Genomic DNA, 18,014 nt, shown 5'->3' with positions numbered 1-18,014 from the left:
AGAGTTTCCATGAATTCTTTACTAGCGGAATTAAATCAAATATGTACTAAAAATCCTTTCAAAGAGAAAATCATCATTGTGGACAACCATGCAATTGGTGAACAAATCAATCAAGCATTTGTAAAAGTTGGTTATAGTGCTATAAATCTTAAATTTAAAACGGTGCTGGATCTTGCTAAAAACGTACTAGAACTTAAATCCAACCGATATTGGAAGAGTCTGGACCACACTATTGGGGTGCATTTTACCTATACCATTCTCAAACAGTTGAAGGAAACCGGTGCCCTCCAATACTTTTCCGGAATGGAAATAACACCTTCCTTTAGCCATGCTATTTTTTCAACGATTCAAACATTAAGACTATCAGGGTACACCAAAAATACCTTCAATCAAAACGCCTTTATTTCGTTAGAAAAAGCTGCGGATCTAATCGAAATAATGGGAGAGTTCGAAGATATATTAAAAGTAAATCAATTATTTGATAGAGCTGACATTTTAAATCATGCACTTGAATTTGCCAGAATCGAAACGGAAAAGCTCTTTATTTTACAATCCAATCTTCAACTATTCCATTTGGAAGAGCAATTACTGGCAAAAATGTTACCTGAATCCACTACGAAACTTCCACTTGCGCCCGTATTGGGCATTGACCTTCCAGAAGGAACAAGTCTGAGCTCCATTCGCTGGGGAGAGCAGACACCCTTAAGCTATCTTTATCAGCAAGATGGCGCACAAAAGGCAGAGAATGTACGGATTTTCACATCGAAAACCGAGGAATTAGAAGTAAAACAAATTTTGGCGCAAATAAAGACGTCAACAACGCCTCTTGATGAAAGTGTAGTTTATTACACAAGCCCAGATGACTATAGTACCCTTTTCTTTCATCTATCGCAAAAAATCGATCTCCCTGTCACTTTTGGAGAAGGTCTTTCCGTATCATTTAGCCGTCCAGGCCGATTAGTTTCCGGGTTAATAAACTGGATTCAGTCAAATTACAGTGTCCAAGAATTACTGAATCTACTGAATGAAGGCTTACTAGAACTAGGTGAAGCGGTACCGACCAAGAGCAGGATCGCCAAAATCTTAAGAGATTTACAAGTAGGTTGGTCACAAGACCGATACCTGTCCCTAATTAATGCTGAAATAGAACAGTTAGATGGAGATGAAATGCGAGTAAGTGAACTTATCGCGTTAAAGCGATGGTTATCTGGTATTTTTAAAAAGCTGCCGCCGTACCAAACAAACATGGATTACAAAAATTGCTTATCAGGTATTGCCTACGTTTTAACCAATCATTCCAAAACAAACTCGGCACTTGATGAGATGTCCAAAACATCTCTAATCGAGGAAATCGAGAAAATTTCTGCTTTTGCGGACGAAACCTTGCCTGCCTATGATGTATTTGAAAAGGTAAAGGATTTATTGTTATCCATTCGGGTCAACCAATCGCGATCAAAGCCGGGACATTTACATATTGATTCGTATAAAAACGGCTTATACAACAGCCGGTCTAATGTGTTTGTTGTAGGGTTGGATAATAAAAAGTTCCCAGGTAATTCAAGTGAAGACCCGTTGCTGCTTGATCAAGAGAGAATGGAGATAAACAGGGACCTCCCATTATTAAGAGATCAAGGAAAAGTTAATTTATATCGCTTATTGCAGCTTCTTGCTCATTCAACCGGTAGGGTATTTATTAGCTATTGCAACTATGATATGAATGATAATCGGGTAGTCAATCCCGCCTTTATCGTATTACAGTGCTACCGTTTGATGACAGGTCAACAGGATGCAGAATTTAAGCAGTTAAAAACCTTACAGTCTTCTATCATTGCGAATGATATTTTTGAAGACAAGGAATTTTGGAATGAAAAATTGACGAATGACTCAACCGGTCTAGTATCGGAAGGGATCCTGAAGCATTTTTATCCGATCAATAAAGGAATTTTAGCCGAGATCGCGCGTCATTCAAACCATGTGACGGAATTTGACGGGGTGGTACACCTTAATGTTGATCACCATGATCCACGCTTAAATCCAGATAAAACCATGAGTGCAGGAAGGCTTGAAACACTAGCTAAATGTCCATACTCGTATTTTTTAAAGGAAGTTTTAAGAGTAAAGCCAGTTGAGGAGATCAGTTTTGATGCCCATAAATGGCTGGACCCGGCGACACGTGGAAGTCTATTGCACAGTATTTTTGAACAATTTTACAAGGGATTAGCACAGGGAAAAGTGAAGCCTAATTATGCCCTTCATTTAGACCAGTTGATAATACTGGCAACAGGACTGATTGAGCAGCAACGGGAAATTCTTCCTCCGCCAAATGAGCGTGTTTATATACGTGAACTGAACGATCTATTGGAATGCTGCAAAATTTTCTTAAAAGAAGAGGAACGTCACAGTGAGGACTATCAACCACTCCATTTTGAATATTCATTTGGCTTGGAAGATAGGGAACCGGCGGTGATTAAGCTTCCTTCCGGGGAAGTGAAAATTGCCGGGATCGTTGACCGGGTGGACCAGTCCAAGGATGGATTCTATCACATTATTGACTACAAAACTGGCAGCACGTATGGCTATAAGAAAAATGGCGCTTTTAATGGTGGACGTCAGCTGCAGCACATGATTTACGCCTTGGCGATTGAACAGCATTTGGGTATTGATGAGGGATCAGTTACAGAAAGTTCTTATTATTTTCCAACGGTGAAAGGAATGGCCGAGCGGTATATCCGCAAGCAAGACAAAACATTAAGAACCAATGGAACAGAGATTTTAGAAAAACTGATTGATCTCATCAGAAACGGACAGTTTGAGATGACGGATGATGCAAATGACTGTAAATATTGCGAATTTAAACTTGTCTGCCGGCGACATTTCTATCCGAAAGAAATAATGGAGACGAAATGGACAAATCAGAAATTAAAGGGGGTGAGGGGCTATGACTAAGGTTATTTTAGATCATGCTGTACGCGACCAAATTAAACTGGATCTCGGGACCAACTTTCTAGTGGAAGCAGGAGCTGGTTCCGGAAAAACGACTAGTCTGGTGGACCGAATGGTGAATCTAATTTACACAGGTACAGCGGAAATCCAAGAAATTGTGGCAATTACCTTTACGAGAAAAGCAGCTGATGAATTAAAGGTTCGCTTTCAAGCTAAATTGGAGGACGCGTGGAAAAAGGAAGCTGACCTTGACGCAAAATTTCGATTGGGTGTGGCATTACAGAATATTGAGCGCTGTTATTTGGGAACGGTCCATGCATTTTGTGCAAAATTGCTGCGGGAGCGCCCTATTGAAGCAAAGTTGGATTTAACATTTAAAGAGTTAGAGGATGCTGATGATGCCGATGTTTTAGAAGAAGCTTGGCAGAGGCATTTAGAGAACCTACTCGATAATGATCCAAGCCAATTCGATCGGATGGAGGAATTAGGGGTTTCCATGGACCATCTTTTCAAATGGTTGATGGATGTAAGAGAATACTCCGATGTTGAGTGGGTGACGGAAACCAATGAGAAGCCAGAACTGTTTGATGCTTATCAATCATTTATGATATTGGTCAATGAAGCCCGAAAAAGCATCCCCGATCAGGAGCCTGATAGGGGGTATGATTCCCTGCAAAAAGCGATTGTCATGGCGATTCAAAAGGATCGGTTTATCGACTCTTCAAAGGATAAGGAGCTAATTGGGATTTTCAGTTTTTTCGATAAAAATTTGAAGCCCACCTATAACCGCTGGCTGTCAAAAGAGGATGCCAAATTCTATGAAGAAAAAATGACTTCGGAGTTCGAAGTGAAAATAAAACCGCTGATTGTGGCATGGAAGGAATATTGCCATCCCATTATTATTGAATTTCTTAAGGAAGCAGTGACAACCTATGAGCAGCTAAAAAAGGAACGGTCCCTATTAAATTTTCAAGATTTAATGATGCATATCTCTAGGCTGTTAAAAGAAAATGCAGAAGTCCGAAGCTATTTTCAAGGGAAATATCGTTTTTTACTTGTTGATGAATTTCAAGACACCGACCCAATTCAGGCTGAAATTATGTTTTTTTTAACAAGTGAAAATATTGATGAAAAGATATGGACGAACTGCAAGCCAAGAAGTGGTTCATTATTTGTTGTTGGTGACCCGAAACAGGCCATCTACCGTTTCAGACGTGCTGATATTGATACATATAATCGGGTTAAACAGTTAATCGAGGAGCATGGCGGTTCGGTACTGCAACTGACGACGAATTTCCGAACAGTCGATTCGGTCACTTCTGAATTGAATAAGGTGTTTGAAAAACAGTTACCTGAAGTGGAAACCATTTATCAAGCTGCTTATCGCCCGTTAATTTCCTATCATGAAGATGATGATACAGGTTTTACAGGTGTAAAAATGTTATCTGTGCCAGCAGATATTAAAAAGAAGGAAGAAGTCATTTCTTGTGATGCTGATAATATTGCCAAGACGATCCATCATTTAATGGAGCAAGGCCATCGAGCAAAGGACTTCATGGTGCTTACACGATATAATGACGGGATTGCCTTTTATGCCAATATCCTTGAGAATGCCGGAATCCCAGTCAGTATCAGTGGTGAGGTCATCCTTGGAGAAACCAGAGAATTCCAGGATTTATGGATCTTGCTCAGATCCTTTTTAGACCCAACGGATCAAGTTAGTTTGGTAGCAGTGTTACGCGGAATCTTTTTTGGCTTTAGTGATCAGGAATTATATCAATGGAAGGAACTCGGTGGAAGATTTTCCATCTATTCAGAGATTCCTAAGGGACTGCTCCCTGAAATAAAAGCAAAGTTTGAAACAGCCTTAACGAAATTACAGTCTTTTCAAAAGATGATCCGAAATCTTGCTCCAACAACTGCGATTGAAAAAATAATGGAGGCGGTTGGTTTCTATCCGTTGCTTTTAACATTTGGCAGAAACAAGCGTACCTATATTAGTCTTTTGCAAATCATCGAGGCTCTTCGCAAACAGGAAGCAGAAGGCCATACAACGTTCCATCAAGTTTTGAATAAATTGACAGAATTAATTTTTGAAAAAACGGCTGTAGCCAACATGGAAGAAGAGGCGGACACAGTTAGAATTATGAACGTTCATAAAGCAAAGGGACTTGAAGCACCGATTGTCTTTTTAGCACATCCTGCAAAACAGGTAAGCCCTGAATCGTTCCTTACAAAGCATATTAAACGGGAAGACCAATGTTCTAAAGGGTACTTTACTTTTGCCACCGATAGCGGTTTCCAAGTAAAGGAAATGGCGATTCCTCCTAATTGGGAAATTCATAAGGCCGAGGAGTTGAATTATTTAACGGAAGAGGAGCTGCGAATCATTTATGTAGCGGCAACCCGGGCAGAGAAAGCACTGATCATCAGCTCTAACGGCGGAAATAAGAAAAATCCATGGAATATCCTCTTTGGAATGGAAATGGTGGAAGAACTGGAAATTCCGGAGCTTGATATCTGTGGGACGGAAACGGCGCCTTATGAGATTACATTAAGTGAATTTCAAGCAAAAACAGGTAGTAAAGATCTTTGGCTACATCAAAGTAAAGTGAAAACCTATGATCAATGGTCACCGACAAAAGAAAAGGATTATGCCCAAATCACGATTGAACGGGAATCTGGCGGGGGAAAAGATTGGGGTACCGTGATTCATGATGTATTTGACAAAGCGGTGCATGGACATGACCTTGAACATTTCATAAAGAACACTTTATTCAAATACGACATCTCGTTGGAAAAAGAGCCTGAAGTGTGGAAGCATGTGAAGAATTTAAAAAGTTCCTCACTATGGGATGATTTACGGCTTGCTGATGTGGTGTTAACTGAAGTCCCATTTACTCTTAAGCTGGAGAAGGAGAATCCTTTGTACACTTCTATTTCCACCCGGCCTGAGGATCAATATCCATTTTGGGTGAAGGGGACAATTGATCTTATCTATAAGAAAAACGGCTTATGGACCATAGTCGATTACAAAACAGACCGGGCTAAACATGCGGAGGACTATGATAAGCTGCAGGAATTTTATAGCAGTCAACTTATGTTCTACAAGCAGGCTTGGCAGGATCTAACAGGGGAAGCTGTGGCTGACACGATTCTGTACTTTTTAGAGCCGAATTTGTTCAAGTCGGTACATGCATAACAGTAAAAAATGACTATCAAGCATTGGATTGATAGTCATTTTTTTAAGATGTAAAAGTGGAAATGATGTTAAAGACTTCCACCTTCAAATTCCTCGATCCTATTCCGTACATATTTCGGAACTGGTCTAGTTGTTTTAGTTTCAGGGTCATAGCTAACATAAATGATCTCAGCTATTAGAATTGGAGTGTCTTCTCCTTCTCTAGTAATCATGCAATTCATCACCATGCTGGAGGTGCCGACCGTGGACATTTTGCACCAGATATTCAGCCAATCATTCAAATGAGCGGAATTCTTATATTCCAAAGTGGATTTGGCTAAGACAAAGTCAAAGTCGCTGCTGTTTAAATCTAAGCCAAGCCCCTCCTGAAAATATTCCGTTACCGCCACATCAATATAGGTTAAATAATGGGCGTTAAACACAATTTTTTGTCCATCAATTTCTGAATAACGTACCTTTAGACAATGCGAGAAACGAAAATCATCCATCATTAATCACCCCAAAATTTGCTATTTCTTTTAAAAAATAGGCTGTGTTAAAGAACAGTGTTGATTTTTTACACTCTGTTGATTGGAGCGGAAGGTGCGAAGACTCCTCGAAAATGCTAACGCATTTCCTTCGTGCGTGGGCGAAATCTAGGAAGAAAATCAACGTCCTGTGGGAGTACGGTTCTGGAGAGACCCCGCAGGCGCAAGCGCCGAGGAGGCTCGCCGAAACGCCCACGGAAAGCGAAGCACCTGGAGCGCAAATCAACAGCCAAGTTAAACACAGCCAAAAAATAAAAGCATCGATTATCAAACCGATGCGGTCAAACTTATAAAAATAAGTATTGTCTCATTTCCCCATAGCTTTGGAAACCCAGTCTTTCGTAGAGCCGCAGCCCTACCAGTGTTGAATGAAGAACAGCTGTTTTATATCCTTCCAGTTTTGCTATTAAAAGAATAGCTGTCATCATTTCCACCCCAATTCCTTTTCCTTGAAATTCAGGTAATGTTGCCACATTATAGATTCCAGCCACGCCATTACTATAAAAGATTGTTGCGGTTGCGACCGCTGTTCCATTTACATAACCAACATAATGTTCTAAATTAACATGTTGCTTTGACCATATTTCTGTGAGTGTTTCTGATAAAAACTCTGGTATTTCAAAGGCCGTTGAGCAACATTTCGTGAATCTCTTTGAATCGAATTTATTCCTTACAGGTTTAATAATTAACTCCGGAATTGGATCCGATAGAGGCTGAAAGTTATCAATATCTAGAGCCATTAATGAGGTGCTTCTAATTTGTTCGCCGCCAAACTCTTTCAATTTTTCCCCGAGGTTTTGAGGAGTATCATGTTCCCACACTCTCCAGAGAAATGGGACATGCATATTTTTATAATCTTGAATCAACGTTTTGATAAAATATTCACTATTATCTGGGCTTATTGTCTTCAAAATATGATTAAACAAAGGATGTGGCAAAGAAGATTGTACTCGGAAGCAATTTTCTCCATCTATTACCTGGATATCGTTAGTGAACCTACTCCAAAACCGCATAAGGTCCATCATGTTGTCCTGGGTTAATTGAACGACTTCCTTAACTTGTAATTCTTTTAAGGGAATCATATTGAAAACTCCTCCTCAGTACGAATCTAATAATGGTTATGTGAAAAAAAGGCCTTTAGAACTGTTGGACAAAAATAATCCATGATGTTGGTATAAATTCACATAAATAAAATAGGATATAGTAATCAGGAAAAGTGAATGATAGTCGGCAATGGTGCCATTGATGCAGAAAAACTGCAGCAAGGCACCTTTTTGCTTTTTGGAGGTGAATTGATGGGGTTGAAACGTGTACCTGCGAGTGTCTTAGCGAGTCAGGTCATTCCTAATTTAGACGTTGGCTTAAGGGAACAATTGCAGGTTCCTGCTCGCTATAAAAGTCTTGGACTGGTTACGAGCTCAAGTGATGATGTCGGCTATACAGCGATTGATGAGGCAACCAAAATGGCTGATGTAGAAGTCATTTATGCCAAATCATTTTTTGCCGGGGCGGCTCATGCATCAGGTCCATTATCGGGAGAGTTCATTGGCATTTTCGCAGGACCTACACCTTCCGAGGTAAAAAGTGGTTTAGATGTGGCTGTGCAAATGATTAATGAGGGGCCTGCCTTTTATGCGGTTGATGAAGCAGGAGTACATGCTTTCTACGCCCACACAATCTCTCGAACTGGCACGTTCTTATCTAAACAGGCAGGAATTCAACCAGGGGAGCCGTTGGCTTACTTAATTGCGCCGCCACTCGAGGCAATGATGGGTCTTGATGCAGCATTAAAGGCAGCAGATGTGAAATTATGTACCTTTTATGGTCCACCGACAGAAACAAACTTTGGCGGCGGTCTTTTAACAGGAAGCCAATCCTCTTGCAAAGCTGCCGCAGAAGCATTTGCAGACACCATTATTAAAATCGCAAGGTCGCCCCATTTTTAGGTAGAGATGTTTGGATGGTGATGATATGAAGTTGGATCAGGATTTACTGTCAATTCAAGAAGTCCGCTGCCGTTTGGACCAAGCAGCCAAGGCACAAGAAAAATTAGAACAACTGTCACAGGATGAAATTGACCTTATTGTGAAAAGAATGAGCGAAGCGGCGGTGGCCAATGCTGAACAATTGGCCCAAATGGCTGTTGAAGAAACAGGGTTTGGTAATGTGAAGGATAAGAGGTCAAAAAATTTGTTTGCCGCCGAGCAGGTATATGAAGCAATCAAAGACTTAAAAACCGTTGGGATTATTTCAGAGGATCGAGTCAAAAAAGTATGGGAAGTGGCGGAGCCTGTCGGGGTGATTGCTGGGATTCTACCTTCCACCAATCCAACCTCCACGATTATCTTTAAATCATTAATTGCGGTGAAGGCCAGGAATGCGATTGTCTTTAGCCCCCACCCATCTGCGCTCAATTGTTGTCTTGAAGCGGCAAGGGTCATGAGCCAAGCAGCAATAGCCGCAGGAGCGCCAAATGAGGCCATCCAATGCTTGGAAACTCCTACAATGGAAGCCTCGAAAGAGTTGATGACTCATAAACTGACAGACTTAATTTTAGCAACTGGTGGGCCTGGGATGGTAAAGTCTGCCTACAGCTCAGGGAAGCCAGCTTATGGGGTTGGACCCGGAAATGTGCCGGTATATGTGCATAAAAGTTCCAATCTCCAAAAAGCAGCCAAACAGATTGTCGAAAGTAAATCTTTTGATTATGGGACTATTTGTGCCTCTGAACAAGCTGTGGTTATTGATGAAGATGTAAAAGATGTGTTTTTACAAGAATTAGAGAAATACGGAGCCTACCGCTTAAATGCCAGTGAAAAAGAAAGATTATCTGGACTTATTTTAAAAAATTATAGTTTGAATGTGCAAATTGTCGGTAAGTCCCCAACTAAACTAGCGGAATTGGCTGGGTTTTCAGTGCCTTCTACTACCCGGATTCTAGTGGGAGAAGAGGTGGATGTCGGGAAAAACATTCCATTCTCACTAGAAAAATTATCGCCTATTCTAGCCATTTACACAGTGAAGGATTGGGAGGAAGGCTGCGCATTGTGTTTGAAACTACTCGAAGTGGGCGGTCTTGGGCATACGTTGGGAATCCATGTAGCGGATGAGGGGATTATTCGAGAGTTTGCTTTAAAAAAGCCGGCTGGTAGAATCGTGGTAAATTCCGGGACTACTTTTGGCGGGATCGGGGCAACTACCGGGATTTTTCCTTCTTTGACACTGGGCTGCGGGACATATGGAAACAACATTACCTCTGACAACATTGGTCCACAGCATTTGATGAATATTAAACGGGTGGCATTTGGAATCCGGGAAATGACTGAAGATCCACCGGTAGCAAAAGAGGATTGGGAGATCACAGAAGAAGAAATCACCAATATTGTCTTACAGGTTCTAACACAATTAAAAACATAATTTAGGAGGGGAATAGAATGAGTGGGGCAACCTCAGCATTAGGAATGATTGAAACAAAAGGGTTAGTCGGAGCGATTGAGGCGGCAGATGCGATGGTAAAAGCTGCAGATGTACGCCTGGTAGGTAAGGTTCAAGTTGGCGGCGGTCTCGTTACCGTGATGGTCAGAGGGGACGTCGGAGCGGTAAAAGCAGCTACGGATGCAGGCGCTGCAGCGGCATCGAATGTGGGTGAGCTTATTTCTGTTCATGTGATTCCAAGGCCGCATTCCGATATCGAACTGATGCTGCCGACATTGGAAAATAAGCAGTAGATGACGTTGATAACTGAGAAAACGTTACGTCAATTATGGACGAAACAAAAGCTGGATAAAGAGTTCATGATCCATGAAGGAGACGTGTTAACCCCTGCTGCAAGGGATTTTTTGACAGAACGTAATATACTCGTTCGTAAAAACAATTTGATAAAAAAAGAAGAGGTCCCTGAATTCATGATTCCGGTTGGAGTTTCCAATCGCCACGCTCACCTTTCCGAAACACATTTCAAAAAACTATTCGGAGAGGGAGCCTTACTGAAGGAATGGAAGACACTATCACAGCCAGGTCAGTTTGCAGCAAGTGAAACGGTCACTATTGTGGGACCTGCTGGAGTCATTCGAAATGTGCGGATTTTAGGTCCATTTCGAAACGAAACCCAAATTGAGATTTCTCGTACAGATGGATTTGTTTTGGGCGTTCATCCGCCGGTGCGCTTATCTGGTTCGATTGAAGGGACACCGGGAATCACTATCGTGGGCCCTAGGGGTTCTGTAACCATTGAATCCGGACTGATTGTAGCGAAAAATCATGTTCATATGACAGGGAAGGATGCTGAAATTCACCATGTAAATCATGGCGATACTTTAATGCTAACTTCTAAGAATAGAGCGGTCATTTTTCAACAAGTAATCGTTAGAGTAAAAGATTCCTATTGTCTTGATTTTCATATTGATCAGGATGAAGCGAATGCTGCTGGTTTAGCCACTGGGGATGTTGTACGAGTGGTGGGCAAAAACGGCCGAATATTTTCTCCTTTTTTGGGAGTTGACGATAATGGATAAACAACAGTTGGCAAATCTGGTAGAGCAAATTACCCGAAAATTATTAGAAAATGAAACTCCAAAGAAAAAAGTTCTATTTATTTTTTGCGATAGTTATGCGCATGAACCTTTTGTTGACCAGTTGATTCTATTAAAATCGCGTCAAATCGATTATGATTTATTGTTTTTGGACGGAGAGACATCGGCTTGGCTAGGCATTCAACAAATCCAATCAACTGGGGCCGAGCAACTGATTGCAGCGGATGAATATGCAAAAGCACCTATTGAATTGCCGAAAGAGTATGATGCGATCATCGTACCAGAAATCGATTTAGATAATGCAGCAAGAGTTTGCCATGGGATGAAAGGGTCAGTGAAAGCGGAAATTATTTTTTCTGGGTTAGTCCTCAATATACCGATCGTCATAGGTGAGGATTCCCCGGGGATAAAACGGGCGGACAGAAGGACTCTTCAAAGACTGCAACTACCCTTACCATATCAGAGGAAATTTGAAAAATACAAGCTAGAATTGGCCGAAATGGGGATTCAATTTTCGAAGGCTTCCGAGTTATATGAGACGATTCTTCAATTACTTTTTGAAGAATCTAAAGAGGATTCCGCCTCGATTTTTTTTCAAGAAAAGGTGTTAACACTTAAGTGGCTTTCTACTAACATACGGAATAAGAAAACCTTGTTTGTAAAGGAAGGAACGACGCTTACGCCTTTGGTGAAGGATTACCTCAAGGAAAAAGGAATTAAGCTTGTCATCCAAAAGGAGGGGAGCGGATGATTCTCGGAAGGGTGATTGGCAGCATTTGGGCAACACAAAAAGAAGAAGGTATGAGTCAGTTAAAGCTATTGATGATTGAGCCCATTACTTGGAAGGGGGAACCGGCCGGCCAGCTCATCATTGCAGCCGACAGGATTGGAGCCGGTAGAGGAGAGCGGGTGATTGTTTCAAGGGGCAGTCCAGCCAGAATCATTTTTCACAAAAGTGCTCCCATTGATGCGGTTGTTGTGGGAATTGTCGATTCGTTCGAGGTTAATGAACCAGAAGAATAGTAGGTTAAAGGTGGGAAAATATTGACCGAGAAAAAGCAGCGGGTTATTCAAGAATACGTCCCGGGTAAGCAGTTGACCTTGGCACATATTATCGCCAATCCTGATGAGGCTCTGTATTCTAAGCTTGGTCTGGGAAAGGCGGGTGCAATCGGAATCTTGACGTTAACGCCAACGGAAACGGCCATCATCGCGGCAGATATTGCTACAAAAGCCGCAGATATTGAGTTAGGCTATTTGGATCGGTTTACCGGTTCTCTTGTAGTGTGCGGAACCGTCTCGAATGTAGAAATGGCTATTGAAGCCATCAATCAATTTCTTAATAGGCATTTAAAATTCGAAACAGCAGAGATTACCAGGTCATGAGTGGGAAGGTCATGTTAATTGGTCCAGTTGGTTCTGGAAAATCCACGCTTACAAAGCGATTACTCGAGGATCCAACCCCGGCCGTCAAAACGCAGACGTTGAATTATATGGATTGGATCATTGATACACCAGGTGAATACAGCGAAAATCCAATGTTCTATCGTTCTTTAATTGCAACCGCTTTGGAAGCTAAGGTCTTATTAATCATTCAAGATGCAACTAGAATCCAATCAGTTCTGCCTCCTAACTTTTCACAAGGTTTTCCACTCTTTGCCATCGGTGTCATCACCAAAATCGATCATCCACAGGCTAATATAAATGAAGCAGAACATCTCCTGAAACACGTACTACCTGGCAAACCTATTTACTCAGTCTCATCTGTTACCAATCAAGGCATTGATCTCCTAAGAGAAGCTATTTTAGAACATTTATAGTGCGGCTATGACGCTATTGGTGACAGGCACCATCACATCGAATATTATCTGAATTTTAGGAATACGATGGTACTAAGCTTGACCACAAGGGAGTGGGATGATGAGGGCGGAGATGGTGCTGGAGTTGACGATGCTGTCAAGTAAGGATTGGAAGTTGGTTCAGGAGATTGTGGGACAGCTGCAGTTTATGGCGGATGTATCACAGGCGGATATGTTTGTGGATTGTTTGTTGGCCTCGGGTGATGGAGCTGTGGTGGTAGCAGAGTCTCATCCTTCTACAGGGCCGTCTTTATATAAGATGCCGGTAACGGGTGAAATTGCTTTGGAAGAGAACGAGCCTGGAGTACTGCATTGCTTGTTAACGGGTGAAGCAGTAATGGGAGCAAGGGGGATTTCACAGGAAAAGGTGAATATCCAGCAAAATGTCACGCCGATTAAAAACGGCCAGGGCCAAACGATTGCGGCACTGATCATGGAACGGGATATCACGACGATTGTTGAACAAGAAAAGCATGTAGAGGTACTTATGGAGACAACAGAGCAGTTAGGAGAGACTCTTTTTCAGCAGGTGATGACTGAAAATAAACTTCCTGAACTGATTCATGAGGGTTTACTGCTTTTTAATCATAATGGGAAGATCACGTTTGCCAATCAACGAGCCCAATCCATGTTACTGAAACTAGACCATCAAAATCGATTGCTGGGATCCCAAATAGATGACTTGTTTTTTGGCAGATTTGCAATGGAACAGATTAAACAGCATGGAGGCATCTTATCAGAAGAAGTTCAATGCGGCAATCGATTTGTAACGATAAAAGCAGTTTGTCTGCAACGGGACGATCAAAAAGTTGGGGGAATTCTTCTATTGCGTGATGTAACGGAAATGAAGGAAAAAGAGCGAGAAATCATGATAAAATCCGCCGTTATTAAAGAAATTCATCATCGGGTAAAAAATAATCTGCAAACCATAGCAAGTCTTTTAAGACTGCAAATGCGCCGTTCCAATTCAGAAGAAGTGGAAAAGGTCTTTCGCGAAAGCATTAACCGAATCATGAGCATTTCGATTATTCACGAGGTATTATCTCAGGATGGTTTAGATGAAGTTGATTGTAAGGAAATCTTTGAATATATGTCCAAAGGCATTGTTTCATCCATGCACATTCATGAGCATCCGATTCGAGTAGAGGTATTGGGAGATTCACTCTATCTGAATTCAAGAAATGCCAGCTCGTTGTCGCTGATTATCAATGAACTCGTTCAAAATGCCCTGAACCACGCTTTTCAAAATACCACAAAGGGTGTCATTTTGATTACATTAAAAAAAGCCGCAGACTATGTTGAAGTTACCGTTTTAGATAACGGGGCAGGCTTTGAATATCAGCCAAACATAACTGGGAATTTAGGATTAGAAATCTGCCATACCCTTGTCCAAGAGGATTTGAATGGTGAAATAGTATTCAAAAATACGGGAAAAGGGACAATGGTAACGATTGGATTTCACATGCCGGAGGTGGATCAGGATGAGCTATAGAATCATGATTGTTGATGATGATCCGATCACTCGAATGGACCTCCGTGAAATGCTGAAGGAAGAAGGGTATCAAGTAATAAAGGAATGCAAAAATGGCGAAGAAGCTGTGGAATACAGTTTGAGGCTGAAACCGGATTTAATGATCATGGATGTGAAAATGCCTGTTTTAAACGGGATAAAGGCAGCCAGAATCATACGGCAAAAATTGGACACTGCCATTCTTCTGTTGACAGCATACAGCCAGCGGGAGCTTATTGAAGATGCCAAAGAATCTGGAATTACTGCATACCTTGTTAAACCTGTAACCGAAGCAGATCTCATCCCGGCCATTGAAATTGCCATCAGTCAAAAGAGAAAATTTGAATGTCTATCAAAGGATTTACAAAGCTTGAAGCAAAAATTATCCGAGCGGCAATTGATTGAAAAAGCAAAAGGGAGAATGATGGAATCCTTTCTTCTTTCTGAGGATATGGCGTACCGTTTTATGAGGGAATACAGCATGAAAAATCGAATAGCACTAGTTGAGGTCGCTGAATCGATCTTAAATGGAAAGGACCTTACCAACATCATCGAAACATAAATTCCTCAATGACAAAGCTTTTTATACCGGGAGTGAAGCTTGTTGGACACTGAAATCATCAAAAGTGTCGGAATTGACATTGGCACCAGCACAACTAAAATGATCATGAGTGAATTGACGCTTGGCAGGGTCTCCAGTCATTTTGCCTTACCGCATTACGACATTGTCGAGCGCAAAGTAACCTATGTCAGCGAAATCATTTCCACACCTTTAAAAAATCATGAAGAAATCGATCTGTTCCCATTAATGAATTGGCTCGAAAAAGAATACAACAACGCCGGAATGTTACTTGCCGATATTAAAACAGGTGCAGTCATAATTACGGGCGAGTCCGCCATCAAGAAAAATGCCGATGCACTTATTCATTATTTGGCGGAACGGTCAGGTGATTTTGTGGTAGCTGTTGCCGGGGCCAGTCTGGAAGCTGTCCTTGCCGGCAGGGGATCCGGTGCCTTTGATTTTTCTCAAAAACATAAAGAGGTTGTTGGCAATATTGATATTGGCGGGGGCACGGCTAATGTTGTTATAATTCAACAAGGAAAAATCCTTGAGACGATCACCTTCCATGTAGGTGGCCGTTTGATTGAAATCAATGCTTTAGGTGAGATCATAGCTGTTTCACCTTCCCTAAAGCCATGGTTAACAAGTAAAAACTATATCATTAACAAAGGTATGAAAATCACATTAGAGGAGCTATCAGAAATTGTTTATACCTTATGTTTCGATATGCTTGATATCCTATGCGGCCTCAAAGGCATAGATTCACATGAACCACTGATTTTAAGCACATCCAATGTAACACTCCCTTCCATTAAGACCGTGATGATTTCGGGCGGAGTAGGAAAACTTCTTGAGGAAGCCCCACCCATTAGCTTAGCAGAGGTGGCAAGATATAACGATATTGGTCCAATATTGGCAAGGGAGTTTTTAAAAGCATTGAAAAACTATCCTCTTAGCTTACAAAAAGCAACACAAACATCAAGAGCGACAGTGATTGGCGCCGGGATGCAAACGACAAGAATCAGCGGCTCAACCATTTCGATTCAGCCAAATCGTTTGCCGCTCCGAAACATTCCGGTTATGAAAATAGTACTCCTTGAAGATTTCGAACAACAATTGAAGACTGTTTTTTTACAAGGAAGAGAATTATACGGAGGACAAAACGAGGTTCCTTTTGCCATAAGCATTTCAGGTCCGACCTATTTTTCCTATAAAACTCTAAAAAAATTGGCAGAAGCAATTGGTACCCTTTATCCACAATGGTTTCCAGATGCTACTATTTTGGCGGTTGTATGTGAAACAGACATCGCCAAGGCGTTGGGGCAGGCATTAAGGCTGCATACCTCTTCCTCGAATCTTGGGGTCATCTGTATCGATCAAATTGTTGTAGAGCATGGGGACTATATCGATATTGGTGAGACACTGCATGATTCAATGGTGCCAGTAGTAGTGAAAACATTGGCATTTTCAAAATAATGGATAAACAGGGGGTGATAGAACTTGAAAACCAAAATTACGTTAGTGAATAAAACCTACCAGTTTCAAAGCTTGAAAGAAATCCTTGCGAAAGCAAACGAGGAGAAATCAGGCGATCAGTTGGCAGGCATTGCTGCCAATGATGCCCAGGAGCGGCTTGCGGCGAGGCATCTGTTGTCGGAACTGACTCTTGGTGACATTCGAAATAACCCGATCTTGCCCCCTGAGGAAGACGAAGTGTCCCAAGTGATCGAGGACTCCATTAATGAAAAAATCTATCAATCGATGGCCAATTGGTCTGTCAGTGAATTGCGTGAAACCCTTTTATCAGAATCTATTACCAATCAGGATATCTCCCGAATACGCAGGGGGTTAACAAGTGAAATGGTCGCAGCCGTGACAAAAATTATGTCCAACCTTGATTTAATTCAGGCAGCCTCCAAAATCGAAATCATCACCCAATGCAATTACCCAATCGGCCATAAAGGTACCCTAGCCGGTCGGGCACAGCCCAATCATCCAACCGATAGTATCCAAGGAATTAAGGCCTCTCTTTATGAAGCCTTAAGCTATGGAATTGGTGATGCTGTCATTGGTGTGAATCCTGTTATTGATACTGCAGAAAGTGTGAAGCAAATTTTACAAATGACCCGCGAGGAAATCGACCGCTTCGAGATCCCAACGCAAAATTGTGTGCTGGCCCACGTCACGACACAAATGCGTGCGATAAAAAATGGAGCCCCTTCAGATTTGCTTTTTCAAAGTTTGGCAGGGACAGAGGCCGGAAATAAGGCATTTGGCATAAGTGTAGAACTATTGGAGGAAGCGAATGATCTGATCCAGAAAGAAGGTACTGCGACTGGCCCTAACCTTTGGTATTTTGAAACAGGGCAAGGCTCTGAGTTGTCTTCAGATGCCCACCATGGGATTGATCAAGTCACATTGGAAGCAAGGTGTTACGGCCTTGCAAAAAAATATAAACCGTTCATCGTAAACACTGTTGTGGGATTTATCGGCCCAGAATACCTTTACAACAGTAAACAAGTTATTCGCGCTGGACTTGAAGACCATTTTATGGGGAAACTCCAAGGCTTGCCGATGGGAGTGGATGTCTGTTATACCAACCATATGAAAGCTGATCAAAATGACATGGAAAATCTTGCTATACTCCTTGGATCAGCAGGTGTCAATTTTCTCATTGGCGTACCAATGGCAGATGATTGCATGCTGAATTATCAATCTACCAGCTTTCACGATATTGCCTCGGTCAGACGCGTCCTTGGCCTTAAACCTGCACCTTTTTTTGAAAAATGGCTCAAGAAAATGGGTGTTATGGAGAATGGTATTTTCACAGAAAGGGCTGGTGACCCGACGGTTTTCATGTAAAGAAAGGAGGTCTAGTG

General features: G+C 41.7%; 16 protein-coding genes. 14 read left to right on the top strand and 2 right to left on the bottom strand.

The window, feature by feature from the left end; genetic code table 11:
* Positions 1-9: 9 nt before the first annotated feature.
* Together ACI3K6_RS19055 and ACI3K6_RS19050 are read left to right on the top strand one after the other, a co-directional pair.
* Positions 10-2,946, top strand: a complete 2,937-nt coding sequence (locus ACI3K6_RS19055) for a PD-(D/E)XK nuclease family protein (protein WP_435556063.1) — start codon at positions 10-12, stop codon at positions 2,944-2,946.
* The gene (locus tag ACI3K6_RS19050; protein WP_435556062.1) at positions 2,939-6,145 is read left to right on the top strand and encodes a UvrD-helicase domain-containing protein; all 3,207 of its coding nucleotides are present in this window, start codon (positions 2,939-2,941) and stop codon (positions 6,143-6,145) included. The genes ACI3K6_RS19055 and ACI3K6_RS19050 overlap by 8 nt, the downstream gene beginning before the upstream one ends.
* Positions 6,146-6,213: 68 nt before the next feature.
* On the opposite strand, the gene ACI3K6_RS19045 is transcribed toward ACI3K6_RS19050, so the two are convergent.
* The gene (locus tag ACI3K6_RS19045; RefSeq protein WP_435556061.1) at positions 6,214-6,633 is read right to left on the bottom strand and encodes an acyl-CoA thioesterase; all 420 of its coding nucleotides are present in this window, start codon (positions 6,631-6,633) and stop codon (positions 6,214-6,216) included.
* A 326-nt stretch (positions 6,634-6,959) separates the two neighbouring features.
* The gene (locus ACI3K6_RS19040; RefSeq protein WP_435556060.1) at positions 6,960-7,754 is read right to left on the bottom strand and encodes a GNAT family N-acetyltransferase; all 795 of its coding nucleotides are present in this window, start codon (positions 7,752-7,754) and stop codon (positions 6,960-6,962) included.
* A 213-nt stretch (positions 7,755-7,967) separates the two neighbouring features.
* Between ACI3K6_RS19040 and eutL the strand changes: the two genes are divergently transcribed.
* The 12 genes from eutL (at position 7,968) to ACI3K6_RS18980 (ending at position 17,997) form a co-directional block, all read left to right on the top strand.
* Positions 7,968-8,618: an ethanolamine utilization microcompartment protein EutL gene (eutL, locus tag ACI3K6_RS19035; RefSeq protein ID WP_435556117.1), complete on the top strand. Its 651-nt coding sequence runs from the start codon at positions 7,968-7,970 to the stop codon at positions 8,616-8,618.
* Between the two features lie 25 nt (positions 8,619-8,643).
* Entirely contained in the window at positions 8,644-10,089 is a 1,446-nt protein-coding gene (locus tag ACI3K6_RS19030) for an acetaldehyde dehydrogenase (acetylating) (protein WP_435556059.1), read from the top strand.
* Between the two features lie 17 nt (positions 10,090-10,106).
* Positions 10,107-10,400 (top strand): ethanolamine utilization microcompartment protein EutM, encoded by a 294-nt coding sequence (gene eutM, locus ACI3K6_RS19025; RefSeq protein WP_435556058.1) that lies wholly within the window; start codon positions 10,107-10,109, stop codon positions 10,398-10,400.
* On the top strand, positions 10,401-11,186 hold the full coding sequence (gene pduL, locus ACI3K6_RS19020; RefSeq protein WP_435556057.1) for a phosphate propanoyltransferase: 786 nt from the start codon (positions 10,401-10,403) through the stop codon (positions 11,184-11,186).
* Positions 11,179-11,955: a hypothetical protein gene (locus tag ACI3K6_RS19015; protein ID WP_435556056.1), complete on the top strand. Its 777-nt coding sequence runs from the start codon at positions 11,179-11,181 to the stop codon at positions 11,953-11,955. The genes pduL and ACI3K6_RS19015 overlap by 8 nt, the downstream gene beginning before the upstream one ends.
* Positions 11,952-12,227 (top strand): EutN/CcmL family microcompartment protein, encoded by a 276-nt coding sequence (locus ACI3K6_RS19010; RefSeq protein WP_435556055.1) that lies wholly within the window; start codon positions 11,952-11,954, stop codon positions 12,225-12,227. Before ACI3K6_RS19015 ends, ACI3K6_RS19010 begins: the two co-directional genes overlap by 4 nt.
* Positions 12,228-12,248: 21 nt before the next feature.
* Entirely contained in the window at positions 12,249-12,590 is a 342-nt protein-coding gene (eutS, locus tag ACI3K6_RS19005; RefSeq protein WP_435556054.1) for an ethanolamine utilization microcompartment protein EutS, read from the top strand.
* An 11-nt stretch (positions 12,591-12,601) separates the two neighbouring features.
* A complete protein-coding gene (locus ACI3K6_RS19000) occupies positions 12,602-13,024 on the top strand; it encodes a EutP/PduV family microcompartment system protein (protein WP_435556053.1) in 423 nt (140 codons plus the stop codon).
* Positions 13,025-13,124: 100 nt separating this feature from the next.
* Positions 13,125-14,555 (top strand): sensor histidine kinase, encoded by a 1,431-nt coding sequence (locus ACI3K6_RS18995; protein ID WP_435556052.1) that lies wholly within the window; start codon positions 13,125-13,127, stop codon positions 14,553-14,555.
* Positions 14,545-15,135: an ANTAR domain-containing response regulator gene (locus ACI3K6_RS18990; protein ID WP_435556051.1), complete on the top strand. Its 591-nt coding sequence runs from the start codon at positions 14,545-14,547 to the stop codon at positions 15,133-15,135. Before ACI3K6_RS18995 ends, ACI3K6_RS18990 begins: the two co-directional genes overlap by 11 nt.
* A 42-nt stretch (positions 15,136-15,177) precedes the next feature.
* Positions 15,178-16,611, top strand: a complete 1,434-nt coding sequence (locus tag ACI3K6_RS18985; RefSeq protein WP_435556050.1) for an ethanolamine ammonia-lyase reactivating factor EutA — start codon at positions 15,178-15,180, stop codon at positions 16,609-16,611.
* Between the two features lie 24 nt (positions 16,612-16,635).
* Entirely contained in the window at positions 16,636-17,997 is a 1,362-nt protein-coding gene (locus ACI3K6_RS18980) for an ethanolamine ammonia-lyase subunit EutB (RefSeq protein ID WP_435556049.1), read from the top strand.
* Positions 17,998-18,014 lie beyond the last annotated feature (17 nt).

Source organism: Neobacillus solisequens, assembly GCF_051233465.1.
Lineage (GTDB): Bacteria > Bacillota > Bacilli > Bacillales > Cytobacillaceae > Neobacillus.
Note: the sequence above shows the minus strand (reverse complement) of the source record. Positions and strands in the feature narration are given on the sequence as shown.